Annotated in this window: 17 protein-coding genes; 14 read left to right on the forward strand and 3 right to left on the reverse strand. The window is 63.1% G+C overall.

Annotation, left to right across the window (positions count from 1 at the left end; translation table 11 throughout):
- Positions 1-2: 2 nt before the first annotated feature.
- The 6 genes from rplA to KVT37_RS05765 all read left to right on the forward strand — a co-directional run bounded on the left by rplA (position 3) and on the right by KVT37_RS05765 (position 11,672).
- Positions 3-701, forward strand: coding sequence for a 50S ribosomal protein L1 (gene rplA, locus KVT37_RS05740; protein ID WP_217570535.1), 699 nt, complete (start codon positions 3-5; stop codon positions 699-701).
- A 428-nt stretch (positions 702-1,129) separates the two neighbouring features.
- On the forward strand, positions 1,130-1,648 hold the full coding sequence (rplJ, locus tag KVT37_RS05745; protein WP_128261369.1) for a 50S ribosomal protein L10: 519 nt from the start codon (positions 1,130-1,132) through the stop codon (positions 1,646-1,648).
- Positions 1,649-1,702: 54 nt separating this feature from the next.
- On the forward strand, positions 1,703-2,083 hold the full coding sequence (gene rplL, locus KVT37_RS05750; RefSeq protein WP_040983055.1) for a 50S ribosomal protein L7/L12: 381 nt from the start codon (positions 1,703-1,705) through the stop codon (positions 2,081-2,083).
- 281 nt (positions 2,084-2,364) lie between these two features.
- Positions 2,365-6,501, forward strand: a complete 4,137-nt coding sequence (rpoB, locus tag KVT37_RS05755; protein ID WP_217570537.1) for a DNA-directed RNA polymerase subunit beta — start codon at positions 2,365-2,367, stop codon at positions 6,499-6,501.
- Between the two features lie 130 nt (positions 6,502-6,631).
- A complete protein-coding gene (gene rpoC / locus KVT37_RS05760; protein WP_217570540.1) occupies positions 6,632-10,828 on the forward strand; it encodes a DNA-directed RNA polymerase subunit beta' in 4,197 nt (1,398 codons plus the stop codon).
- A gap of 178 nt (positions 10,829-11,006) precedes the next feature.
- The gene (locus KVT37_RS05765; RefSeq protein WP_217570542.1) at positions 11,007-11,672 is read left to right on the forward strand and encodes an O-methyltransferase; all 666 of its coding nucleotides are present in this window, start codon (positions 11,007-11,009) and stop codon (positions 11,670-11,672) included.
- 27 nt (positions 11,673-11,699) lie between these two features.
- On the opposite strand, the gene KVT37_RS05770 is transcribed toward KVT37_RS05765, so the two are convergent.
- From KVT37_RS05770 to KVT37_RS05780, 3 genes are all read right to left on the reverse strand, one after another.
- Entirely contained in the window at positions 11,700-12,629 is a 930-nt protein-coding gene (locus KVT37_RS05770) for a Gfo/Idh/MocA family protein (RefSeq protein WP_217570543.1), read from the reverse strand.
- An 89-nt stretch (positions 12,630-12,718) separates the two neighbouring features.
- Positions 12,719-13,000, reverse strand: a complete 282-nt coding sequence (locus KVT37_RS05775; RefSeq protein ID WP_217570545.1) for a transcriptional regulator — start codon at positions 12,998-13,000, stop codon at positions 12,719-12,721.
- Complete coding sequence (locus KVT37_RS05780) at positions 12,987-13,325, reverse strand: hypothetical protein (protein WP_217570547.1); 339 nt, start codon at positions 13,323-13,325, stop codon at positions 12,987-12,989. The genes KVT37_RS05775 and KVT37_RS05780 overlap by 14 nt, the downstream gene beginning before the upstream one ends.
- 137 nt (positions 13,326-13,462) lie before the next feature.
- Between KVT37_RS05780 and rpsL the strand changes: the two genes are divergently transcribed.
- From rpsL to KVT37_RS05820, 8 genes are all read left to right on the forward strand, one after another.
- Entirely contained in the window at positions 13,463-13,834 is a 372-nt protein-coding gene (gene rpsL / locus KVT37_RS05785) for a 30S ribosomal protein S12 (protein ID WP_006202128.1), read from the forward strand.
- A gap of 10 nt (positions 13,835-13,844) precedes the next feature.
- On the forward strand, positions 13,845-14,315 hold the full coding sequence (gene rpsG / locus KVT37_RS05790) for a 30S ribosomal protein S7 (protein WP_112099612.1): 471 nt from the start codon (positions 13,845-13,847) through the stop codon (positions 14,313-14,315).
- Positions 14,316-14,345: 30 nt separating this feature from the next.
- Complete coding sequence (gene fusA, locus KVT37_RS05795) at positions 14,346-16,436, forward strand: elongation factor G (RefSeq protein ID WP_217570549.1); 2,091 nt, start codon at positions 14,346-14,348, stop codon at positions 16,434-16,436.
- Between the two features lie 65 nt (positions 16,437-16,501).
- On the forward strand, positions 16,502-17,677 hold the full coding sequence (tuf, locus tag KVT37_RS05800; RefSeq protein WP_112099610.1) for an elongation factor Tu: 1,176 nt from the start codon (positions 16,502-16,504) through the stop codon (positions 17,675-17,677).
- A 68-nt stretch (positions 17,678-17,745) separates the two neighbouring features.
- On the forward strand, positions 17,746-18,054 hold the full coding sequence (rpsJ, locus tag KVT37_RS05805) for a 30S ribosomal protein S10 (RefSeq protein ID WP_006205468.1): 309 nt from the start codon (positions 17,746-17,748) through the stop codon (positions 18,052-18,054).
- 61 nt (positions 18,055-18,115) lie between these two features.
- Entirely contained in the window at positions 18,116-18,832 is a 717-nt protein-coding gene (gene rplC / locus KVT37_RS05810; RefSeq protein ID WP_095765515.1) for a 50S ribosomal protein L3, read from the forward strand.
- Positions 18,832-19,452: a 50S ribosomal protein L4 gene (gene rplD / locus KVT37_RS05815; RefSeq protein WP_112099609.1), complete on the forward strand. Its 621-nt coding sequence runs from the start codon at positions 18,832-18,834 to the stop codon at positions 19,450-19,452. The genes rplC and rplD overlap by 1 nt, the downstream gene beginning before the upstream one ends.
- The gene (locus tag KVT37_RS05820) at positions 19,449-19,742 is read left to right on the forward strand and encodes a 50S ribosomal protein L23 (protein WP_040983033.1); all 294 of its coding nucleotides are present in this window, start codon (positions 19,449-19,451) and stop codon (positions 19,740-19,742) included. Before rplD ends, KVT37_RS05820 begins: the two co-directional genes overlap by 4 nt.
- Positions 19,743-19,755: the final 13 nt, after the last annotated feature.

Below are 19,755 nucleotides of genomic sequence, written 5' to 3' on the forward strand. Positions count from 1 at the left end.
TCATGGCAAAGATTGCAAAGCGTGTTGCCAAGAGCCGCGAAGGCATCGATCCGAACAAGGCTTACGCGCTCTCCGAGGCGCTGCAGCTGCTCAAGGACCGGTCCAAGGTGAAGTTCGACGAGACCGTCGAGATTTCGATGAATCTCGGTGTCGATCCGCGTCACGCCGACCAGATGGTCCGCGGCGTGGTCAACCTGCCGAACGGCACTGGCCGCTCCGTGCGTGTTGCCGTGTTCGCCCGTGGCGACAAGGCCGAGGAAGCCAAGGCCGCCGGCGCCGATATCGTTGGCGCCGAGGACCTGGTCGACATCGTCCAGAAGGGCACGATCGATTTCGATCGCTGCATCGCCACCCCGGACATGATGCCGCTGGTCGGTCGTCTGGGTAAGGTGCTCGGCCCGCGCGGCATGATGCCGAACCCGAAGGTCGGCACCGTGACCGTCGATGTGGCCGCGGCCGTCAAGGCTTCGAAGGGCGGCGCCGTCGAGTTCCGCGTCGAGAAGGCCGGCATCGTCCAGGCCGGCGTCGGCAAGGTCTCGTTCGACGTCAAGGCGCTGGAAGAGAATGTGCGCGCCTTCGCCGATGCGGTGAACAAGGCAAAGCCCGCGGGCGCCAAGGGCAACTACGTCAAGAAGGTGTCCGTCACCTCGACGATGGGCCCCGGCCTCAAGCTCGACCTTGCGACGCTCGCCGCGTCGTAAGTGTCATCTGGTCGGCCAAAGGCCGATCGCTAGAACATGATCCCGAAAAGTGGGAACCGGTTTTCGGAAAAGATCATGTTCCAGCAGTGAAAGAATTCCGGACCGCCGATCCGTCGGCGGCCCGGTACCCCGGAAGCCGAAAGGTTTCCGGATATCCTGTCCGAGATTGCAGGCGGCCCAACAGCCTTAATTCATGTGGGCCTGCATGAGACGGGTGAAGACCCGACAAAGGAGCGGATGCTCCAATGAAAGGTTCGAACCGTGTTTGCCTTTTGTCAGCGCATCGCCGGCTTGGCCGTCGGTGTGGCGAAAGGGGGCAGGATCCTCGAGCGTCGTTCGGGAGATCCAGGATTTGGATGGCCCGGCCGGCAAAAGGCAACCCGACTTCTGACCTCGAAAATGAGGCAGGGGTCAACTGGAGATAGGCAGTGGACAGAGCGGAAAAGCGCGAACTCGTCACGGGCCTGAATGATGCGTTCTCGAACGCGGGTTCAGTCGTCGTGGCCCACTACGCCGGTATCACCGTGGCGCAAATGAACGACCTCCGGTCGAAGATGCGCGCCGCCGGCGGCACCGTCAAAGTCGCGAAGAACCGTCTCGCCAAGATCGCTCTTCAGGGCACGGACTCCGCATCGATCATCGATCTGTTCAAGGGACAGACGCTGGTCGCTTATTCGGAGGATCCGATTGCGGCGCCGAAGGTCGCGTCCGAATTCGCCAAGGGGAATGACAAGCTGGTCATTCTCGGCGGCGCGATGGGCACGACCTCGCTCAACGCCGATGGTGTCAAGGCACTCGCCACGATGCCGTCGCTCGACGAGCTGCGCGCCAAGCTGGTTGGCATGATCGCCACGCCGGCAACCCGGATCGCCCAGATCGTCAATGCGCCAGCGGCTTCGGTCGCGCGCGTCATCGGCGCTTACGCCCGGAAGGACGAGGCGGCATGAGGCCGTTCCTCGCTGTCAACAACACACGTTCGAACCAACTAAAGGAATATCAAAATGGCTGATCTGGCAAAGATCGTAGACGACCTTTCGAAGCTGACCGTCCTCGAGGCGGCTGAGCTGTCGAAGCTCCTGGAAGAGAAGTGGGGCGTTTCGGCCGCCGCTCCGGTGGCTGTTGCCGCCGCTGCCGGTGGTGCTGCCGCTGCTGCTGCTCCGGCTGAAGAGAAGACGGAATTCGACGTCGTTCTCGCCGACGCCGGCGCCCAGAAGATCAACGTCATCAAGGAAGTCCGCGCCATCACTGGCCTTGGCCTCAAGGAAGCCAAGGACCTGGTCGAAGCGGCTCCGAAGCCGGTCAAGGAAGGCGTTTCCAAGGCCGACGCCGACAAGTTCAAGGCTCAGCTGGAAGCAGCTGGCGCCAAGGTCGAGCTGAAGTAACCTGTTAGGCGAGGGCGGACGGTCTCGCGCCGTCCGCCCCCTCCCTTGGACTGAGGGAGGGCTTTGTTGCGCGAGGCGTTTGAAAACCTCTTTCCTGAGGGCCGAAAACGGCCTTCCGGAAACGGGTTTTCTCCCGTTTTAGCCGGTACCCGCCAAGCCATTGGCCCAAGAAATTGGCAGGGGCGGCCGGAAAACAGATAGGGGCAACCGCCAAGGCTGCCCATTGGTGCAAGGCGAGCCGCGGCGAGGTTCGTCCCGAGTTTTAGAGCTAAGGAGCGACGATGGCCCAGACCCAGACTTTCAATGGCCGCAGACGCGTACGCAAGTTCTTCGGAAAGATCCCGGAAGTTGCGGAGATGCCGAACCTCATCGAGGTTCAGAAGGCATCCTATGACCAGTTCCTGATGGTGGACGAGCCCAAGGGCGGTCGTCCGGACGAAGGGCTGCAGGCTGTTTTCAAGTCGGTCTTCCCGATCTCCGACTTTTCGGGCTCCTCGATGCTGGAGTTCGTGAAGTATGAGTTCGAGGCACCGAAATTCGACGTTGACGAGTGCCGTCAGCGCGACTTGACCTATGCCGCGCCGCTCAAGGTGACGCTGCGCCTCATCGTGTTCGATATCGACGAGGATACCGGCGCGAAGTCGATCAAGGACATCAAGGAGCAGGACGTCTACATGGGCGACATGCCGCTCATGACGTCGAACGGCACCTTCATCGTCAATGGCACCGAGCGCGTCATCGTCTCGCAGATGCACCGTTCGCCGGGCGTCTTCTTCGACCATGACAAGGGCAAGTCGCACTCGTCGGGCAAGCTTCTGTTTGCCGCGCGCGTCATTCCCTATCGCGGTTCGTGGCTCGACATCGAATTCGATTCCAAGGACGTCGTGCACGCCCGCATCGACCGCCGCCGCAAGATCCCGGTGACGTCGCTGCTGATGGCGCTCGGCATGGACGGCGAGGAAATCCTGTCGACCTTCTACAACAAGATCACCTACAAGCGCTCCGGCGACCACTGGCGCATTCCGTTCAACGTCGAGCGCTTCCGCGGCCTCAAGGCCGTCGGCGACCTGGTCGACGCCGACACGGGTGAAATCGTCGTCGAGGCCGGCAAGAAGATCACCGCCCGCCAGGCCCGCCAGCTCGGCGAGAAGGGTCTCAAGGCTATCAAGGCGACCGACGAGGACCTGCTCGGCAACTACCTCGCCGAGGACATCGTCAACTACGGCACCGGCGAGATCTTCCTCGAAGCCGGCGACGAGATCGACGACAAGACGCTGAAGGTGCTGCTCGGCACCGGCGAGGACGAGATCCAGATTCTGGACATCGACCACGTCAATGTCGGCGCCTACATCCGCAATACGCTCAACGTCGACAAGAACGAGAGCCGCCAGGACGCGCTGTTCGACATCTACCGTGTCATGCGCCCGGGCGAGCCGCCGACGCTGGAAACCGCCGAAGCCATGTTCAACTCGCTGTTTTTCGACAGCGAGCGCTACGATCTGTCGGCCGTCGGCCGCGTCAAGATGAACATGCGCCTTGAGCTCAAGGCCGAGGACACCGTGCGCGTGCTGCGCAAAGAAGACATCCTGGCCGTGGTCAAGACGCTGGTCGAGCTGCGCGACGGCAAGGGCGAGATCGACGACATCGACAATCTCGGCAACCGCCGCGTGCGCTCGGTCGGCGAGCTCATGGAGAACCAGTACCGCGTCGGCCTGCTCCGCATGGAGCGCGCCATCAAGGAACGCATGTCCTCGATCGAGATCGACACGGTCATGCCGCAGGACCTGATCAACGCCAAGCCGGCGGCCGCCGCCGTGCGCGAGTTCTTCGGCTCCTCGCAGCTGTCGCAGTTCATGGACCAGACCAACCCGCTGTCGGAGATCACCCACAAGCGTCGTCTCTCGGCGCTTGGACCGGGCGGCCTTACCCGTGAGCGCGCCGGCTTCGAGGTGCGCGACGTGCACCCGACGCATTACGGCCGCATCTGCCCGATCGAGACGCCGGAAGGCCCGAATATCGGTCTGATCAACTCCTTGGCCACCTTCGCGCGGGTCAACAAGTACGGCTTCATCGAAAGCCCGTACCGCAAGATCGTGGGCGGCAAGCTGACCAACGAGGTCGTCTATCTGTCGGCGATGGAAGAGGCCAAGCACTATGTCGCGCAGGCCAACGCCGAGCTCGACAAGAATGGCGGTTTCGTCGATGAGTTCGTCATTTGCCGTAACGCCGGCGAAGTGATGATGGCGCCGCGCGAAAACGTCGACCTGATGGACGTCTCGCCGAAGCAGATGGTGTCTGTCGCGGCAGCGCTCATCCCGTTCCTCGAGAACGACGACGCCAACCGCGCGCTGATGGGTTCGAACATGCAGCGTCAGGCCGTGCCGCTGGTGCGCGCCGAGGCGCCGTTCGTCGGCACCGGCATGGAGCCGGTCGTCGCCCGTGACTCGGGTGCGGCCATCGGTGCCCGCCGCGGCGGCGTGGTCGACCAGGTCGACGCGACCCGTATCGTCATCCGCGCCACGGAAGATCTCGATCCCGGCAAGTCCGGCGTCGACATCTACCGGCTGATGAAGTTCCAGCGTTCGAACCAGAACACCTGCATCAACCAGCGTCCGCTGGTGCGCATGGGCGACCGGGTGAACAAGGGCGACATCATTGCCGACGGTCCGTCGACCGAGCTCGGCGATCTGGCGCTCGGCCGCAACGTGCTGGTCGCGTTCATGCCGTGGAACGGCTACAACTACGAGGACTCGATCCTGCTCTCCGAGCGCATCGTGGCCGACGACGTCTTCACCTCGATCCACATCGAGGAGTTCGAGGTCATGGCGCGCGACACCAAGCTCGGGCCGGAGGAAATCACGCGCGACATTCCGAACGTTTCGGAAGAGGCGCTGAAGAACCTCGACGAGGCCGGCATCGTCTATATCGGTGCCGAGGTACAGCCGGGCGATATCCTGGTCGGCAAGATCACGCCGAAGGGCGAAAGCCCGATGACGCCGGAAGAAAAGCTTCTGCGCGCCATCTTCGGCGAGAAGGCCTCGGACGTTCGCGACACCTCCATGCGCATGCCTCCGGGCACCTTCGGCACGGTCGTCGAAGTGCGCGTCTTCAACCGCCACGGCGTGGAGAAGGACGAGCGCGCGATGGCGATCGAGCGCGAGGAGATCGAGCGTCTGGCCAAGGACCGCGACGACGAACAGGCGATCCTCGACCGCAACGTCTATGCGCGTCTTTCCGACATGCTGGTCGGCAAGGAAGCGATTGCCGGACCGAAGGGCTTCAAGAAGGGCTCGAAGCTGTCGAAGGACACGCTCGACGAGTATCCGCGTTCGCAGTGGTGGCAGTTCGCCGTCGAGAACGAGAAGCTCCAGGGCGAGCTCGAGGCTCTGCGCGGCCAGTACGACGAGTCCAAGAAGGCGCTCGAGCAGCGCTTCATGGACAAGGTCGAGAAGGTGCAGCGCGGCGACGAAATGCCTCCGGGCGTCATGAAGATGGTCAAGGTCTTCGTGGCGGTGAAGCGCAAGATGCAGCCGGGCGACAAGATGGCCGGCCGCCACGGCAACAAGGGTGTCGTGTCGCGCATCGTTCCGGTCGAGGACATGCCTTTCCTCGAGGACGGCACGCATGCCGATATCGTGCTCAACCCGCTGGGCGTGCCGAGCCGCATGAATGTCGGCCAGATCCTGGAAACGCATCTGGGCTGGGCTTGCGCCGGCATGGGCAGGAAGATCGGCGAGCTGATCGACGCGTATAAGGGTGGAGGCGACATCAAGCCGTTGCGCAAGACGCTGGAAAGCTTCATGCCGGCCAACGACCGCAACGAGCCGATCCGCGAGTATGACGACGAGAGCATCGTTCGCCTGAGCGAGCAGATGCGCCGCGGCGTCTCCATCGCGACACCGGTGTTCGACGGCGCGCATGAGGCCGACATCAACACCATGCTGGAGCAGGCAGGCCTGCACACCAGCGGTCAGTCGCAGCTCTATGACGGCCGCACCGGCGAGCCGTTCGATCGCAAGGTGACGATGGGCTATATCTACATGCTCAAGCTGCACCACCTGGTGGACGACAAGATCCACGCGCGTTCGATCGGTCCGTACTCGCTCGTCACCCAGCAGCCGCTGGGCGGCAAGGCGCAGTTCGGCGGCCAGCGCTTCGGCGAAATGGAGGTCTGGGCGCTCGAAGCCTACGGTGCCGCCTACACGCTGCAGGAAATGCTGACGGTGAAGTCGGACGACGTGGCCGGCCGCACCAAGGTCTACGAGGCGATCGTGCGCGGCGACGACACGTTCGAAGCGGGCATCCCGGAGAGCTTCAACGTTCTCGTCAAGGAAATGCGCTCGCTCGGCCTCAATGTGGAGCTGGAGAACACCCAGGTCGAAGAGAACCAGACGCGTCTTCCCGACGCGGCCGAGTAAAGGCTACGGCGCGCCGCGCTTGGACGCGGCGCGCCTTTCAAATCTACGGCCGGCTTAACCGGCCAGTCTGCGGACATTTCGTCCGCGATCGATTGAAGGGGTTATCGAGGACCCCGAAAAGGAGAACGGCATGAACCAAGAGGTCATGAATCTCTTCAACCCGCAGGCGCCTGCGCAGGTGTTCGATTCCATCCGGATCTCGCTTGCCAGCCCAGAGAAGATTCTGTCCTGGTCGTTCGGCGAGATCAAGAAGCCGGAGACCATCAACTACCGCACCTTCAAGCCGGAGCGTGACGGCCTGTTCTGCGCGCGCATTTTTGGCCCGATCAAGGACTATGAGTGCCTGTGCGGCAAGTACAAGCGTATGAAGTACAAGGGCGTCATCTGCGAAAAGTGCGGCGTCGAAGTCACGCTGTCGCGCGTTCGCCGCGAGCGCATGGGCCATATCGAGCTCGCCGCGCCCGTCGCCCATATCTGGTTCCTGAAGTCGCTGCCCTCGCGCATCGGCACGCTGCTCGACATGACCCTCAAGGACATCGAGCGTGTGCTCTACTTCGAGAACTACATCGTCACCGAGCCGGGCCTCACCGCGCTGAAGGAGAACCAGCTTCTCAGCGAGGAAGAGTACATGCTCGCCGTTGACGAGTATGGCGAGGATTCTTTCACCGCCATGATCGGCGCCGAGGCCATCCATGACCTCCTGGCCGGCATGGACCTGGAGAAGATCGCCGGCGACCTGCGTTCGGAGCTGGCTTCGACCACCTCCGAGCTCAAGCAGAAGAAGTACCTGAAGCGGCTCAAGGTCGTCGAAAACTTCATGGAATCCGGCAACCGTCCGGAATGGATGATCATGAAGGTGGTTCCGGTGATTCCGCCGGACCTGCGCCCGCTCGTCCCGCTGGACGGCGGCCGTTTCGCAACGTCCGACCTGAACGACCTCTATCGCCGCGTCATCAACCGCAACAACCGCCTGAAGCGGCTGATCGAGCTTCGCGCTCCCGGCATCATCGTGCGCAATGAAAAGCGCATGCTGCAGGAAGCCGTCGACGCGCTGTTCGACAACGGCCGTCGCGGCCGCGTCATCACCGGCGCCAACAAGCGTCCGCTGAAGTCGCTGTCCGACATGCTCAAGGGCAAGCAGGGCCGGTTCCGTCAGAACCTGCTCGGCAAGCGCGTCGACTATTCCGGCCGCTCGGTCATCGTGACCGGTCCGGAGCTGAAGCTGCATCAGTGCGGCCTGCCGAAGAAGATGGCGCTCGAGCTGTTCAAGCCCTTCATCTACGCCCGCCTCGACGCCAAGGGTTTCTCCTCGACCGTCAAGCAGGCGAAGAAGCTGGTCGAGAAGGAGCGTCCGGAAGTCTGGGATATCCTCGACGAGGTCATCCGCGAGCATCCGGTGCTGTTGAACCGCGCGCCGACGCTGCACCGCCTCGGCATCCAGGCGTTCGAGCCGACCCTGATCGAAGGCAAGGCGATCCAGCTGCATCCGCTGGTCTGCACCGCCTTCAACGCCGACTTCGACGGCGACCAGATGGCGGTCCACGTGCCGCTGTCCCTGGAAGCGCAGCTTGAAGCCCGCGTGCTGATGATGTCGACCAACAACATCCTGCACCCGGCCTCCGGCGCGCCGATCATCGTGCCGTCGCAGGACATGGTTCTTGGTCTCTACTATCTCTCGATCGTCAACCAGAACGAGCCGGGCGAAGGCATGGTGTTTGCCGACATGGGCGAGCTCCAGCACGCGCTGGAGACCAAGGCCGTGACGCTGCACGCCAAGATCAAGGGCCGCTTCCGGACCGTCGACGCCGAAGGCAACGTCGTGTCGAAGATCTACGACACCACGCCTGGCCGCATGATCATCGGCGAGCTTCTGCCGAAGAACGTCAACGTTCCGTATGAGACCGCCAACCAGGAGATGACCAAGAAGAACATCTCCAAGATGATCGACACCGTCTACCGCCACTGCGGTCAGAAAGAGACGGTCATCTTCTGCGACCGCATCATGGCGCTCGGCTTCGCCCATGCCTGCCGTGCCGGCATTTCGTTCGGCAAGGACGACATGCTGATCCCGGACACCAAGCTGAAGCTTGTTTCCGACACCGAGGCTTTGGCCAAGGAATACGAGCAGCAGTACAATGACGGCCTGATCACGCAGGGCGAGAAGTACAACAAGGTCGTCGACGCCTGGGCCAAGTGCTCGGAAAAGGTCGCCGACGAGATGATGGCGCGCATCAAGGCGGTGGAGTTCGAGGACAACGGCCGTCAGAAGCCGATGAACTCGATCTACATGATGTCACATTCGGGTGCGCGCGGTTCGCCCACCCAGATGCGTCAGCTCGCCGGCATGCGCGGCCTGATGGCCAAGCCCTCGGGTGAAATCATCGAGACGCCGATCATCTCGAACTTCAAGGAAGGCCTCACCGTGCTCGAGTACTTCAACTCGACCCACGGCGCCCGCAAGGGCCTGGCCGACACCGCCTTGAAGACCGCGAATTCGGGTTACCTCACCCGTCGTCTCGTCGACGTGGCGCAGGACTGCATCGTCAACTCCGTGGATTGCGGCACCGACAAGGGCCTCACCATGCAGCCGATCGTCGATGCCGGTCAGATCGTCGCTTCGGTCGGCCAGCGCGTGCTGGGCCGCACCGCGCTCGACGACATCAACCATCCGGTCACCGGCGATCTGCTGGTCAAGGCCGGCAAGCTGATGGACGAGCGCGATGTCGAGCAGATCGAAAAGGCCGGCGTGCAGTCGGTCCGCATCCGTTCGGCTCTGACCTGCGAGGTCAGGACCGGCGTGTGCGCGGTCTGCTACGGTCGCGACCTGGCCCGCGGCACTCCCGTCAACCAGGGCGAGGCCGTCGGCGTCATCGCGGCGCAGTCGATTGGCGAGCCTGGCACCCAGCTCACCATGCGTACCTTCCACATGGGCGGCACGGCGCAGGTGGTGGATAGCTCGTTCCTTGAAGCCTCCTATGAGGGCAAGGTGCAGATCCGCAACCGCAACGTGGTGCGCAACTCGGAAGGCCAGCAGATGGTCATGGGCCGCAACATGGCGGTGCTCATCCTCGATGAGACCGGCAAGGAGCGTGCCACGCACCGCGTCGCCTATGGTTCGCGTATCTTCGTGGACGATGGCGACAAGGTGAAGCGCGGCCAGCGTATCGCCGAGTGGGATCCCTATACCCGCCCGATCCTCACCGAAATCGAGGGCAGGGTGGCGTTCGAGGACCTGGTCGACGGCATCTCCGTTCAGGAAACGGCCGACGAGTCGACCGGCATCACCAAGCGTGAGGTCATCGACTGGCGTTCGACGCCGCGCGGCAGCGACCTGAAGCCGGCGATCGTCATCCAGGACGCCAAGGGCAAGGTCGGCAAGCTGTCGAAGGGCGGCGATGCGCGCTTCCTGCTCTCGGTCGAGGCCATCCTCTCGGTCGAGCCGGGCGCCCATGTGAAGCCTGGCGACGTGTTGGCGCGTATCCCGATGGAGAGCGCCAAGACCAAGGACATCACCGGTGGTCTGCCGCGCGTTGCGGAACTGTTCGAGGCTCGCCGTCCGAAGGATCACGCCATCATCGCCGAGATCGATGGCACGATCCGCTTCGGCCGCGACTACAAGAACAAGCGCCGCATCATCATCGAGCCGCATGACTCGACGCTGGAGCCGGTGGAGTACCTGATCCCGAAGGGCAAGCCGTTCCATCTCCAGGACGGCGACGTCATCGAGAAGGGCGACTACATCCTCGACGGCAATCCGGCGCCGCACGACATCCTGGCGATTAAGGGCGTGGAGGCGCTTGCCTCCTACCTCGTGAACGAAATCCAGGAGGTCTACCGTCTGCAGGGCGTGTCGATCAACGACAAGCACATCGAGGTGATCGTTCGCCAGATGCTGCAGAAGGTCGAGATCACCGTCCAGGGCGACTCGACCTACATCCCGGGCGACCACGTCGACGTGATCGAGCTGGAAGAGGTCAACGAGCGCCTGATCGAGGACGGCAAGAAGCCGGCCGAAGGTCAGCCGGTGCTGCTCGGCATCACCAAGGCCTCGCTGCAGACGCCGTCCTTCATCTCGGCCGCCTCCTTCCAGGAGACGACCAGGGTGCTGACCGAAGCCGCGGTTGCCGGCAAGACCGACATGCTGCAGGGCCTGAAGGAAAACGTCATCGTCGGCCGTCTGATCCCGGCCGGCACCGGCGGCACGATGAGCCAGATCAGGCGCATCGCCACCTCGCGCGACGAGCTCATCATCGACGAGCGCCGCAAGGCCTCCGGTGTCGAGGTCGCCGACCCGATGCTGACCGATATGGTCAACGCCGCGCAGTAAGCGGCATGACATGAGAAACGAAGAGAAGGGGCCCACGCGGCCCCTTTTCGCATTTCAGAGCATGATCCCAAAAAGTGGGCACCGGTTTTCGGAAAGATCATGCTCCAACAGGAACCAGATCAGGATGATGGCTCTTAGCCGTCATCCTGATCTGGCTTCATGAGAACGAGGAAGAGCTATGAGCAGCAAGACTTGGACGGCTGTCGACGACTACATCGTTTCCTCTCTTTTCGAAGCGGATCCCGCGCTGGACGCAGTGCTTGCGGCCAACCGTAAGCAGGGCCTGCCGGCCATCGACGTCTCGGCCGCGCAGGGCAAATTGCTGTCGCTGCTGGTGCGCATCCGCGGCGCGAAAAAGGTGCTGGAGGTCGGCACGCTCGGCGGCTACTCGACGATCTGGATGGCAAGAGGGTTGCCGGCGGATGGCAAGGTCGTGACGCTGGAGCTCGACCCGCACCACGCCAAAGTCGCGCGGTCGAATTTCGAGCGGGCAGGAGTTTCCGACAAGGTCGACCTGCGGGTTGGTCCCGCGCTCCAATCGCTCGCCGCGCTGGCTGGCGAAAATGCCGGTCCGTTCGACCTGATCTTCATCGACGCCGACAAGCCGAACAACCCGAACTATCTCGACTGGGCAATGAAGCTGTCGCGCTCAGGCACGGTCATCGTCTGCGACAATGTCATCCGCGACGGCGCGGTGCTCGATAAGGATGGGCGCGACGCCAATGTCGAAGGAGCGCGTGCGGCGTTTTCCTTCATCGGCGGAGAGAAGCGGCTGGACGGCACGGCTATCCAGACCGTCGGCGCCAAGGGCTATGATGGATTTGCGATCGCGATAGTGGACTGACGCGCGCTGGCGTCAGTCCCCATTAGCTCAGTCGAAGAACGCTTCGACCACGTTGCGCTTGCCCAGCATGAAGGCATCCGCCACATGCTGCAGCGGCGCGAGGTCGACATCGGAAATCCCGGCGCGAACGATCTCGGCGAAGCGCTTGTAGAGCATCGGATATTCGGCTTCCGGCTCGTCATGGACGATCTTGCCGTCGATGGCGAGCCTGGCGCCACCGCCGGACAGCACCATCCTGCCCTTGTCGGTCTCGGCCACAATGTCCCAACTCTGCGGACCGGTCTGCAACCAGTCGAGCTCCATCGTCACCGGCAGGCCGTTCGAGGTGCGGAAGGCGACATGCGCCGCAACCGGTGCCGCGCGGTTCTCCGGGAAGTCGAGCACGGCCGAGGTGATGAACATCGGCGGCAGGATGTGAGTGGCGATCGACAGCGCGTTGATGCCCGGATCGAACACGCCAAAACCGCCCGGTTCCCAGATCCATTCCTGGTTGGGATGCCAGCGGCGCACGTCTTCCTTCCAGTTGATGGCCGCGGAAGTCAGCCTGGCCGAGGCGAGGAAAGCGCGCGCGGCCTCGACCGCCGGCGCATAGCGTGAATGCCAGCTGGCAAAGAGCGAGACGCCGTTCTTTTCGGCAAGCGCCTTGAGGTGCTCGACCTCGCTCACCGTGGCGCCCGGCGGCTTTTCGAGGAACACATGCTTCCTGGCTTCCAGCGCGGTGCGCGCGGCGTCATAGCGGAACTGCGGCGGCATGCAGAGCGAGACCGCCTCGAGACCAGGTTCAGCCGCAAGCATCGCCTCGATGCTGAGATAGTTTGGAATGCCGTCGACCTTGCCATGGCGGCTGGCCGCGGCGGCAAGCTGGTAGTCGCCATCTTTCGCGACCGCCGGCAGATGCTGGTCGCGGACGATCTTCCCCACGCCGACGATGCCGAGCTTGATGGGATTGCTGGTCATGGAAACTCCGGAAAGGGAAGAGAGTGGATGTTTAAGCGAGGAGTGGTTGGCGGTCGGGCCGGGAAAGGACGTTGCGCGGGGCAGCGAGATCAGAACGGCTCGTCGAAGGTGACGATCGAAACTTCACCTTCCAGCGCGCCCTGATAGGCTGACAGATGCGGCTCGTCATCGGGCTCGCCTTCCATGTCGCCGATCTGGTCGAGCTCGGCCTCCGCGAATCCCTCGGCGGCGAGCGATTCGAGCGCGCGGCGCACGGCAGAATCATCGTCAGGCGCCACAAGCATCACATGCACGCCTTCCGGCTTGCCGCCTTTCTTGCGCCAGACCCGCCCGGTGATGATGGTGACCGGCCTTTCTTCATTGTCGTTCACGGGCTGATTCCTCGTTTGCCGGCGGAAAAGTCCGGCTCAGGCCGCCTTTTGGCACGAAGCCGGTGCGGAAGACAGCCGCAAGCCGGTCACTTTCTTCCTCGCTCTTGAAAAAAGACGCAAGAAAATTACATGCGTTTTGCGCATGGCTGCCAAGCCTCGAATTGACCGCAATATTTGCCGTTGCGGGGTTGACGGGCAATGGCCTTACGAGTAGAAGCCGCGACGTCAGAACCGATGTGAGACCAGCCTTTCCGAGGCGACGCGCTTTGGAGTTTGTCTCAAACAGGGTTCGTTTTACGAGCGAAAAGACATTTCCGGCGCGCATGAAGCGGCTCCCGCTTCCTCTGCAATTTGTTCGGGCAGGACCGCGAGACGCGGTGTTTTGCCCGAATTCGCGTATGGGAATGACGCTTTGAGCGGCCCTGACAGGGCAGACACGGAATTGAGAGACAAGAGGGTTTAATGCCTACCGTCAACCAGCTGATCCGCAAGCCGCGCCTGGCGCCGGTGAAGCGAAACAAGGTCCCGGCCATGCAGCAGAACCCGCAGAAGCGGGGCGTCTGCACGCGCGTCTACACCACGACGCCGAAGAAGCCGAACTCGGCGCTGCGCAAGGTGGCCAAGATTCGCCTGACCAATGGCTTTGAGGTGATCGGCTACATCCCGGGCGAAGGCCACAACCTTCAGGAACACTCGGTGGTCATGATCCGCGGCGGTCGCGTCAAGGATCTGCCGGGCGTCCGCTACCACATCATCCGCGGCGTGCTCGACACGCAGGGTGTGAAGAACCGCAAGCAGCGTCGTTCGAAATACGGCGCCAAGCGTCCGAAGTAAGGGTTTTCCGATGTCCCGTCGTCACAGTGCAGAAAAGCGTGAGATCAATCCGGACCCCAAGTTCGGCGATCTCGTCGTTACCAAGTTCATGAACGCCGTCATGTATGACGGCAAGAAGTCGGTTGCCGAGACCATCGTCTACGGCGCGCTCGACCAGGTTCAGTCGAAGACCAAGCAGGAGCCGGTCACCGTCTTCCATCAGGCGCTCGACAATGTCGCGCCGCATGTGGAAGTGCGCTCGCGTCGCGTCGGCGGCGCCACCTATCAGGTTCCGGTCGACGTGCGCCCCGAGCGTCGTCAGGCGCTGGCCATCCGCTGGCTGATCGCCGCGGCCCGCAACCGCAACGAGACGACCATGGTCGACCGCCTCTCGGGCGAGCTGATGGACGCGGCCAACAACCGCGGCACCGCCGTCAAGAAGCGTGAAGACACTCACAAGATGGCAGAAGCCAACCGCGCCTTCGCGCACTACCGCTGGTAAAGCGCGAACGAGACTGAGAGGCAACCTCCCATGGCCCGCGAATACAAAATCGAAGACTACCGCAATTTCGGTATCATGGCGCATATCGACGCCGGCAAGACGACGACGACCGAGCGCGTCCTGTATTACACGGGCAAGTCGCACAAGATCGGCGAAGTCCATGACGGCGCTGCCACCATGGACTGGATGGAGCAGGAGCAGGAACGCGGCATCACCATCACGTCGGCCGCGACCACGACCTTCTGGAAGGGCCGTGACGGCAAGATGCGCCGCTTCAACATCATCGACACTCCCGGACACGTCGACTTCACCATCGAGGTCGAGCGTTCGCTGCGCGTGCTCGACGGCGCCATCGCGCTGCTCGACGCCAACGCCGGTGTCGAGCCGCAGACCGAGACCGTGTGGCGCCAGGCCGACAAGTACCACGTGCCGCGCATGATCTTCTGCAACAAGATGGACAAGATCGGTGCCGACTTCTACCGCTCGGAAGAGATGATCGGTTCGCGCCTCGGCGCGCAGGCCGTCGTCATGCAGCTGCCGATCGGCGCCGAGACCGAGTTCAAGGGCGTCGTTGACCTCGTCGAGATGAACGCGCTCGTCTGGCGCGACGAAACCCTGGGCGCTGCCTGGGATGTCGTCGAGATCCCGGCCGACCTGAAGGCCAAGGCCGAGCAGTATCGCGAGAAGATGATCGAAGCCGCCGTCGAGATGGACGAGACCGCGCTCGAGAACTACCTCGAAGGCAAGATGCCGTCGAACGACGAGATCCGCGCGCTGATCCGCAAGGGCACCATCGCGGTCAAGTTCTTCCCGATGTTCTGCGGCTCGGCCTTCAAGAACAAGGGCGTGCAGCCGCTGCTCGACGCCGTCGTCGAATACCTGCCGTCGCCGATCGACGTGCCGGCCATCAAGGGCGTCGACGCCAAGACCGACGCCGAGATCGAGCGTCATGCCGATGACAGCGAGCCGCTGTCGATGCTGGCGTTCAAGATCATGAACGACCCGTTCGTCGGCTCGCTGACCTTCGCCCGCATCTATTCGGGCAAGCTCACCAAGGGCACCTCGCTCGACAACACGGTGAAGGGCAAGAAGGAGCGCATCGGTCGCATGCTGCAGATGCATGCGAACTCGCGCGCCGACATCGAGGAAGCCTACGCCGGCGACATCGTCGCCCTGGCAGGCCTCAAGGACACGACCACCGGCGATACGCTCTGCGATCCGCTGCACCCGGTCATCCTCGAGCGCATGGAATTCCCCGATCCGGTCATCCAGATCGCCATCGAGCCGAAGACCAAGAACGACCAGGAAAAGATGGGCCTCGCGCTGCATCGCCTGGCGGCTGAGGATCCGTCCTTCCGCGTCAAGACCGACGAGGAATCGGGCCAGACCATCATCGCCGGCATGGGCGAGCTGCATCTCGACATCATCGTCGACCGCATGCGCCGCGAGTTCAAGGTGGAAGCCAATGTCGGCGCGCCGCAGGTGGCTTATCGCGAGACCATCACCCGCACGCACGAGCAGGATTACACCCACAAGAAGCAGACCGGCGGTACCGGCCAGTTCGCTCGCGTCAAGATCATCTTCGAGCCGAACACCGAGAGCGAAGAGTTCGTGTTCGAGTCCAAGATCGTCGGCGGTGCGGTTCCGAAGGAATACATCCCGGGCGTCGAGAAGGGTATCAACAGCGTCATGGGTTCCGGCCCGTTCGCCGGCTTCCCGATGATCGGCGTCAAGGCGACGCTGATCGACGGCGCCTTCCACGACGTCGACTCCTCGGTGCTGGCGTTCGAAATCGCCTCCCGCGCCTGCTTCAAGGAAGCCGCTCCGCGCCTCGGCGTGCAGCTTCTGGAGCCGATCATGAAGGTCGAGGTCGTGACGCCCGAAGATTATGTCGGCGGCGTCATCGGCGACCTCAACGGCCGTCGCGGTCAGATCCAGGGTCAGGAAGCGCGTGGCGTTGCCGTCGTCATCAACGCGATGGTGCCGCTCGCCAACATGTTCAAGTACGTCGACAATCTGCGTTCGATGTCGCAGGGCCGCGCCCAGTACACGATGCAGTTCGACCACTACGAGCCGGTTCCGACCGCGGTCGCCCAGGAAGTTCAGAAGAAATACGCGTAACTCGAGCGGGTTGCACGAGACCTTAATTCAAGGCCCGCACGGGCAGGCAGGAATGGAGAGATCACATGGCAAAAGGTAAATTCGAGCGCACCAAGCCGCATGTGAACATTGGCACGATCGGCCACGTCGATCATGGCAAGACGTCGCTGACGGCGGCGATCACGAAGTATTTTGGCGAATACAAGCGCTATGACCAGATCGACGCGGCACCCGAAGAGAAGGCGCGCGGCATCACGATCTCGACGGCGCATGTCGAGTATGAGACGGCCAACCGTCACTATGCCCACGTCGACTGCCCCGGCCACGCCGACTATGTCAAGAACATGATCACCGGTGCTGCCCAGATGGACGGCGCGATCCTGGTCGTGTCGGCCGCCGACGGCCCGATGCCGCAGACCCGCGAGCACATCCTCCTGGCCCGCCAGGTCGGCGTTCCGTCGATCGTGGTGTTCCTGAACAAGGTCGACCAGGTCGACGACGCCGAGCTGCTCGAACTGGTCGAGCTCGAGGTTCGCGAGCTTCTGTCGAAGAACGAGTTCCCCGGCGACGACATTCCGATCGTCAAGGGCTCGGCGCTGGCCGCGCTTGAAGATTCCAACAAGACCATCGGCGAGGACGCCATCCGCGAACTGATGGCTCAGGTCGACGCCTATATCCCGACGCCGGTTCGTCCGCTGGACAAGCCGTTCCTGATGCCGATCGAGGACGTGTTCTCGATCTCGGGCCGCGGCACGGTCGTGACCGGCCGCGTCGAGCGCGGCATCGTCAAGGTCGGCGAGGAGCTGGAGATCGTCGGCATCCGTCCGACCACCAAGACGACCTGCACGGGCGTGGAGATGTTCCGCAAGCTGCTCGACCAGGGCCAGGCCGGCGACAACATCGGCGCGCTGCTGCGCGGCGTCGACCGTGAAGGCGTCGAGCGCGGCCAGGTTCTGGCCAAGCCGGGTTCGGTGAAGCCGCACAAGAAGTTCGTGGCCGAAGCCTACATCCTGACCAAGGACGAAGGCGGCCGTCACACGCCGTTCTTCACCAACTACCGTCCGCAGTTCTACTTCCGCACGACGGACGTGACGGGCATCGTGACGCTGCCGGCCGGCACCGAGATGGTGATGCCTGGCGACAACATCACCGTCGATGTCGAGCTGATCGTGCCGATCGCGATGGAAGAGAAGCTGCGCTTCGCCATCCGTGAAGGCGGCCGCACCGTCGGTGCCGGCATCGTCGTCACCATCAAAGAGTAATTGGACTGAAACGGATCTGTCGCGGGCGCGGGAGCTGCCCGCGCCGCGCCAGAACAAGGAATTGACGCATGAACGGACAGAATATCCGCATCCGCCTTAAGGCGTTTGACCACCGGGTGCTCGACGCCTCGACGCGCGAAATCGTGTCGACCGCCAAGCGCACCGGCGCCAACGTCCGCGGCCCCATTCCGCTGCCGACGCGGATCGAAAAATTCACGGTCAACCGGTCGCCCCACGTCGACAAGAAGAGCCGTGAGCAGTTCGAGATGCGCACGCACAAGCGGCTGCTCGACATCGTCGATCCGACCCCGCAGACGGTCGATGCTTTGATGAAGCTCGATCTGGCCGCCGGTGTCGACGTCGAGATCAAGCTCTAAAGGAATGAGAGCGCGGTAAGGGGCGGTGCCCCTGGCCCGGAACTCTAAAGGAATTGAACCGATGCGTTCAGGTGTGATTGCAAAGAAGGTGGGAATGACCCGCATCTATAACGATGCCGGGGAACACGTTCCCGTCACCGTTCTCCAGATGGAGAACTGCCAGGTCGTGGCTCAGCGCACGCAGGAGAAGAACGGCTACACCGCCGTCCAGCTCGGCGTTGGCCTTGCCAAGGTGAAGAACACGTCGAAGGCGATGCGCGGCCATTTCGCCGCCGCTTCCGTCGAGCCGAAGGCCAAGGTCGCGGAATTCCGCGTCTCCGCCGACAACATGATCGACGTCGGCGCCGAGCTGACCGTCGAGCATTTCGTCGCCGGCCAGAAGGTCGACGTCACCGGCACCTCGACCGGCAAGGGTTTCCAGGGCGTGATCAAGCGGCACCACATGGGTGGCGGCCGCGCCACGCACGGTAACTCGGTCTCGCACCGCACGCACGGTTCGACCGGCCAGCGCCAGGACCCCGGCAAGGTGTTCAAGGGCAAGAAGATGGCCGGCCACATGGGCGACACCCGCGTCACCACGCAGAATGTCGAGGTCGTCTCGACCGACGCCGATCGCGGCCTGATCCTGATCCGCGGCGCGGTTCCCGGCGTCAAGGGCGCCTGGATCCTGGTTCGCGACGCTGCGAAGGTTGCGCTGCCGGCCAATGCGCCGAAGCCTGCCGCGATCCGCGCCGCTGCCGCCAAGAACGAAGCCCCGGCCACTGAGGGAGCCGAATAATGGATCTCAAGATCACAACGCTGGGCGGCAAGGACGCCGGCAAGGTGAAACTCTCCGAGGAGATTTTCGGCCTTGATCCGCGCGAGGACATCCTGCAGCGCGTCGTGCGCTGGCAGCTCGCCAAGAAGCAGCAGGGCACGCACAAGGCCAAGGGCCGCGCCGAGATCGCGCGCACCGGCGCCAAGATGTACAAGCAGAAGGGTACGGGCCGCGCTCGTCACCACTCGGCTCGCGCTCCGCAGTTCCGCGGCGGCGGCAAGGCGCACGGCCCGGTCGTTCGCAGCCATGAGCACGAGCTGCCGAAGAAGGTGCGCGCCCTCGGCTTGAAGCATGCTCTCTCGGCCAAGGCCAAGAGCGCTTCCATCATCGTCATCGACGAGCTGAAGCTCGCCGAGGCCAAAACCAAGACGCTGGCGGCGAACCTCGAGACGCTGGGGCTGACCAACGCCCTGGTGATCGGCGGCGCCGAGCTCGACCAGAACTTCAAGCTGGCGGCGACCAACATTCCGAACATCGACGTGCTGCCCATCCAGGGCATCAACGTCTACGACATTCTGCGCCGCGGCACGCTGGTCCTTTCCAAGGCCGCCGTCGAGGCTCTCGAGGAGCGCTTCAAATGACCGACCTTCGTCATTACGACGTGATCGTCTCGCCGGCGATCACCGAAAAGTCGACCATGGCTTCTGAGCAGAACCAGGTCGTCTTCAACGTCGCCAAGAAGGCGTCGAAGCCGGAAATCAAGGCTGCCGTGGAAGCTCTCTTCGGCGTCAAGGTGACGGCTGTGAACACGCTCGTCCGCAAGGGCAAGATCAAGCGCTTCCGCGGCACCGTTGGCCGCCAGGGCGACGTCAAGAAGGCGGTAGTGACGCTGGCCGACGGCCAGTCGATCGACGTCGCGACGGGTCTCTGAGCAAGGCCGCGAG

The organism is Mesorhizobium sp. GbtcB19 (genome assembly GCF_019091085.1).
Classification (GTDB): domain Bacteria; phylum Pseudomonadota; class Alphaproteobacteria; order Rhizobiales; family Rhizobiaceae; genus Mesorhizobium.

What these genes read in the sequence shown, in the direction of transcription:
- rplA (WP_217570535.1), top strand. Translation starts at nt 3, where the DNA reads ATGGCAAAGATTGCAAAGCGTGTTGCCAAGAGCCGCGAAGGCATCGAT.
- rplL (WP_040983055.1), top strand. Translation starts at nt 1,703, where the DNA reads ATGGCTGATCTGGCAAAGATCGTAGACGACCTTTCGAAGCTGACCGTC.
- rpoB (WP_217570537.1), top strand. Translation starts at nt 2,365, where the DNA reads ATGGCCCAGACCCAGACTTTCAATGGCCGCAGACGCGTACGCAAGTTC.
- rpoC (WP_217570540.1), top strand. Translation starts at nt 6,632, where the DNA reads ATGAACCAAGAGGTCATGAATCTCTTCAACCCGCAGGCGCCTGCGCAG.
- KVT37_RS05765 (WP_217570542.1), top strand. Translation starts at nt 11,007, where the DNA reads ATGAGCAGCAAGACTTGGACGGCTGTCGACGACTACATCGTTTCCTCT.
- KVT37_RS05770 (WP_217570543.1), bottom strand. Translation starts at nt 12,629, where the DNA reads ATGACCAGCAATCCCATCAAGCTCGGCATCGTCGGCGTGGGGAAGATC.
- KVT37_RS05780 (WP_217570547.1), bottom strand. Translation starts at nt 13,325, where the DNA reads ATGCGCGCCGGAAATGTCTTTTCGCTCGTAAAACGAACCCTGTTTGAG.
- rpsL (WP_006202128.1), top strand. Translation starts at nt 13,463, where the DNA reads ATGCCTACCGTCAACCAGCTGATCCGCAAGCCGCGCCTGGCGCCGGTG.
- rpsG (WP_112099612.1), top strand. Translation starts at nt 13,845, where the DNA reads ATGTCCCGTCGTCACAGTGCAGAAAAGCGTGAGATCAATCCGGACCCC.
- fusA (WP_217570549.1), top strand. Translation starts at nt 14,346, where the DNA reads ATGGCCCGCGAATACAAAATCGAAGACTACCGCAATTTCGGTATCATG.
- tuf (WP_112099610.1), top strand. Translation starts at nt 16,502, where the DNA reads ATGGCAAAAGGTAAATTCGAGCGCACCAAGCCGCATGTGAACATTGGC.
- rpsJ (WP_006205468.1), top strand. Translation starts at nt 17,746, where the DNA reads ATGAACGGACAGAATATCCGCATCCGCCTTAAGGCGTTTGACCACCGG.
- rplC (WP_095765515.1), top strand. Translation starts at nt 18,116, where the DNA reads ATGCGTTCAGGTGTGATTGCAAAGAAGGTGGGAATGACCCGCATCTAT.
- rplD (WP_112099609.1), top strand. Translation starts at nt 18,832, where the DNA reads ATGGATCTCAAGATCACAACGCTGGGCGGCAAGGACGCCGGCAAGGTG.
- KVT37_RS05820 (WP_040983033.1), top strand. Translation starts at nt 19,449, where the DNA reads ATGACCGACCTTCGTCATTACGACGTGATCGTCTCGCCGGCGATCACC.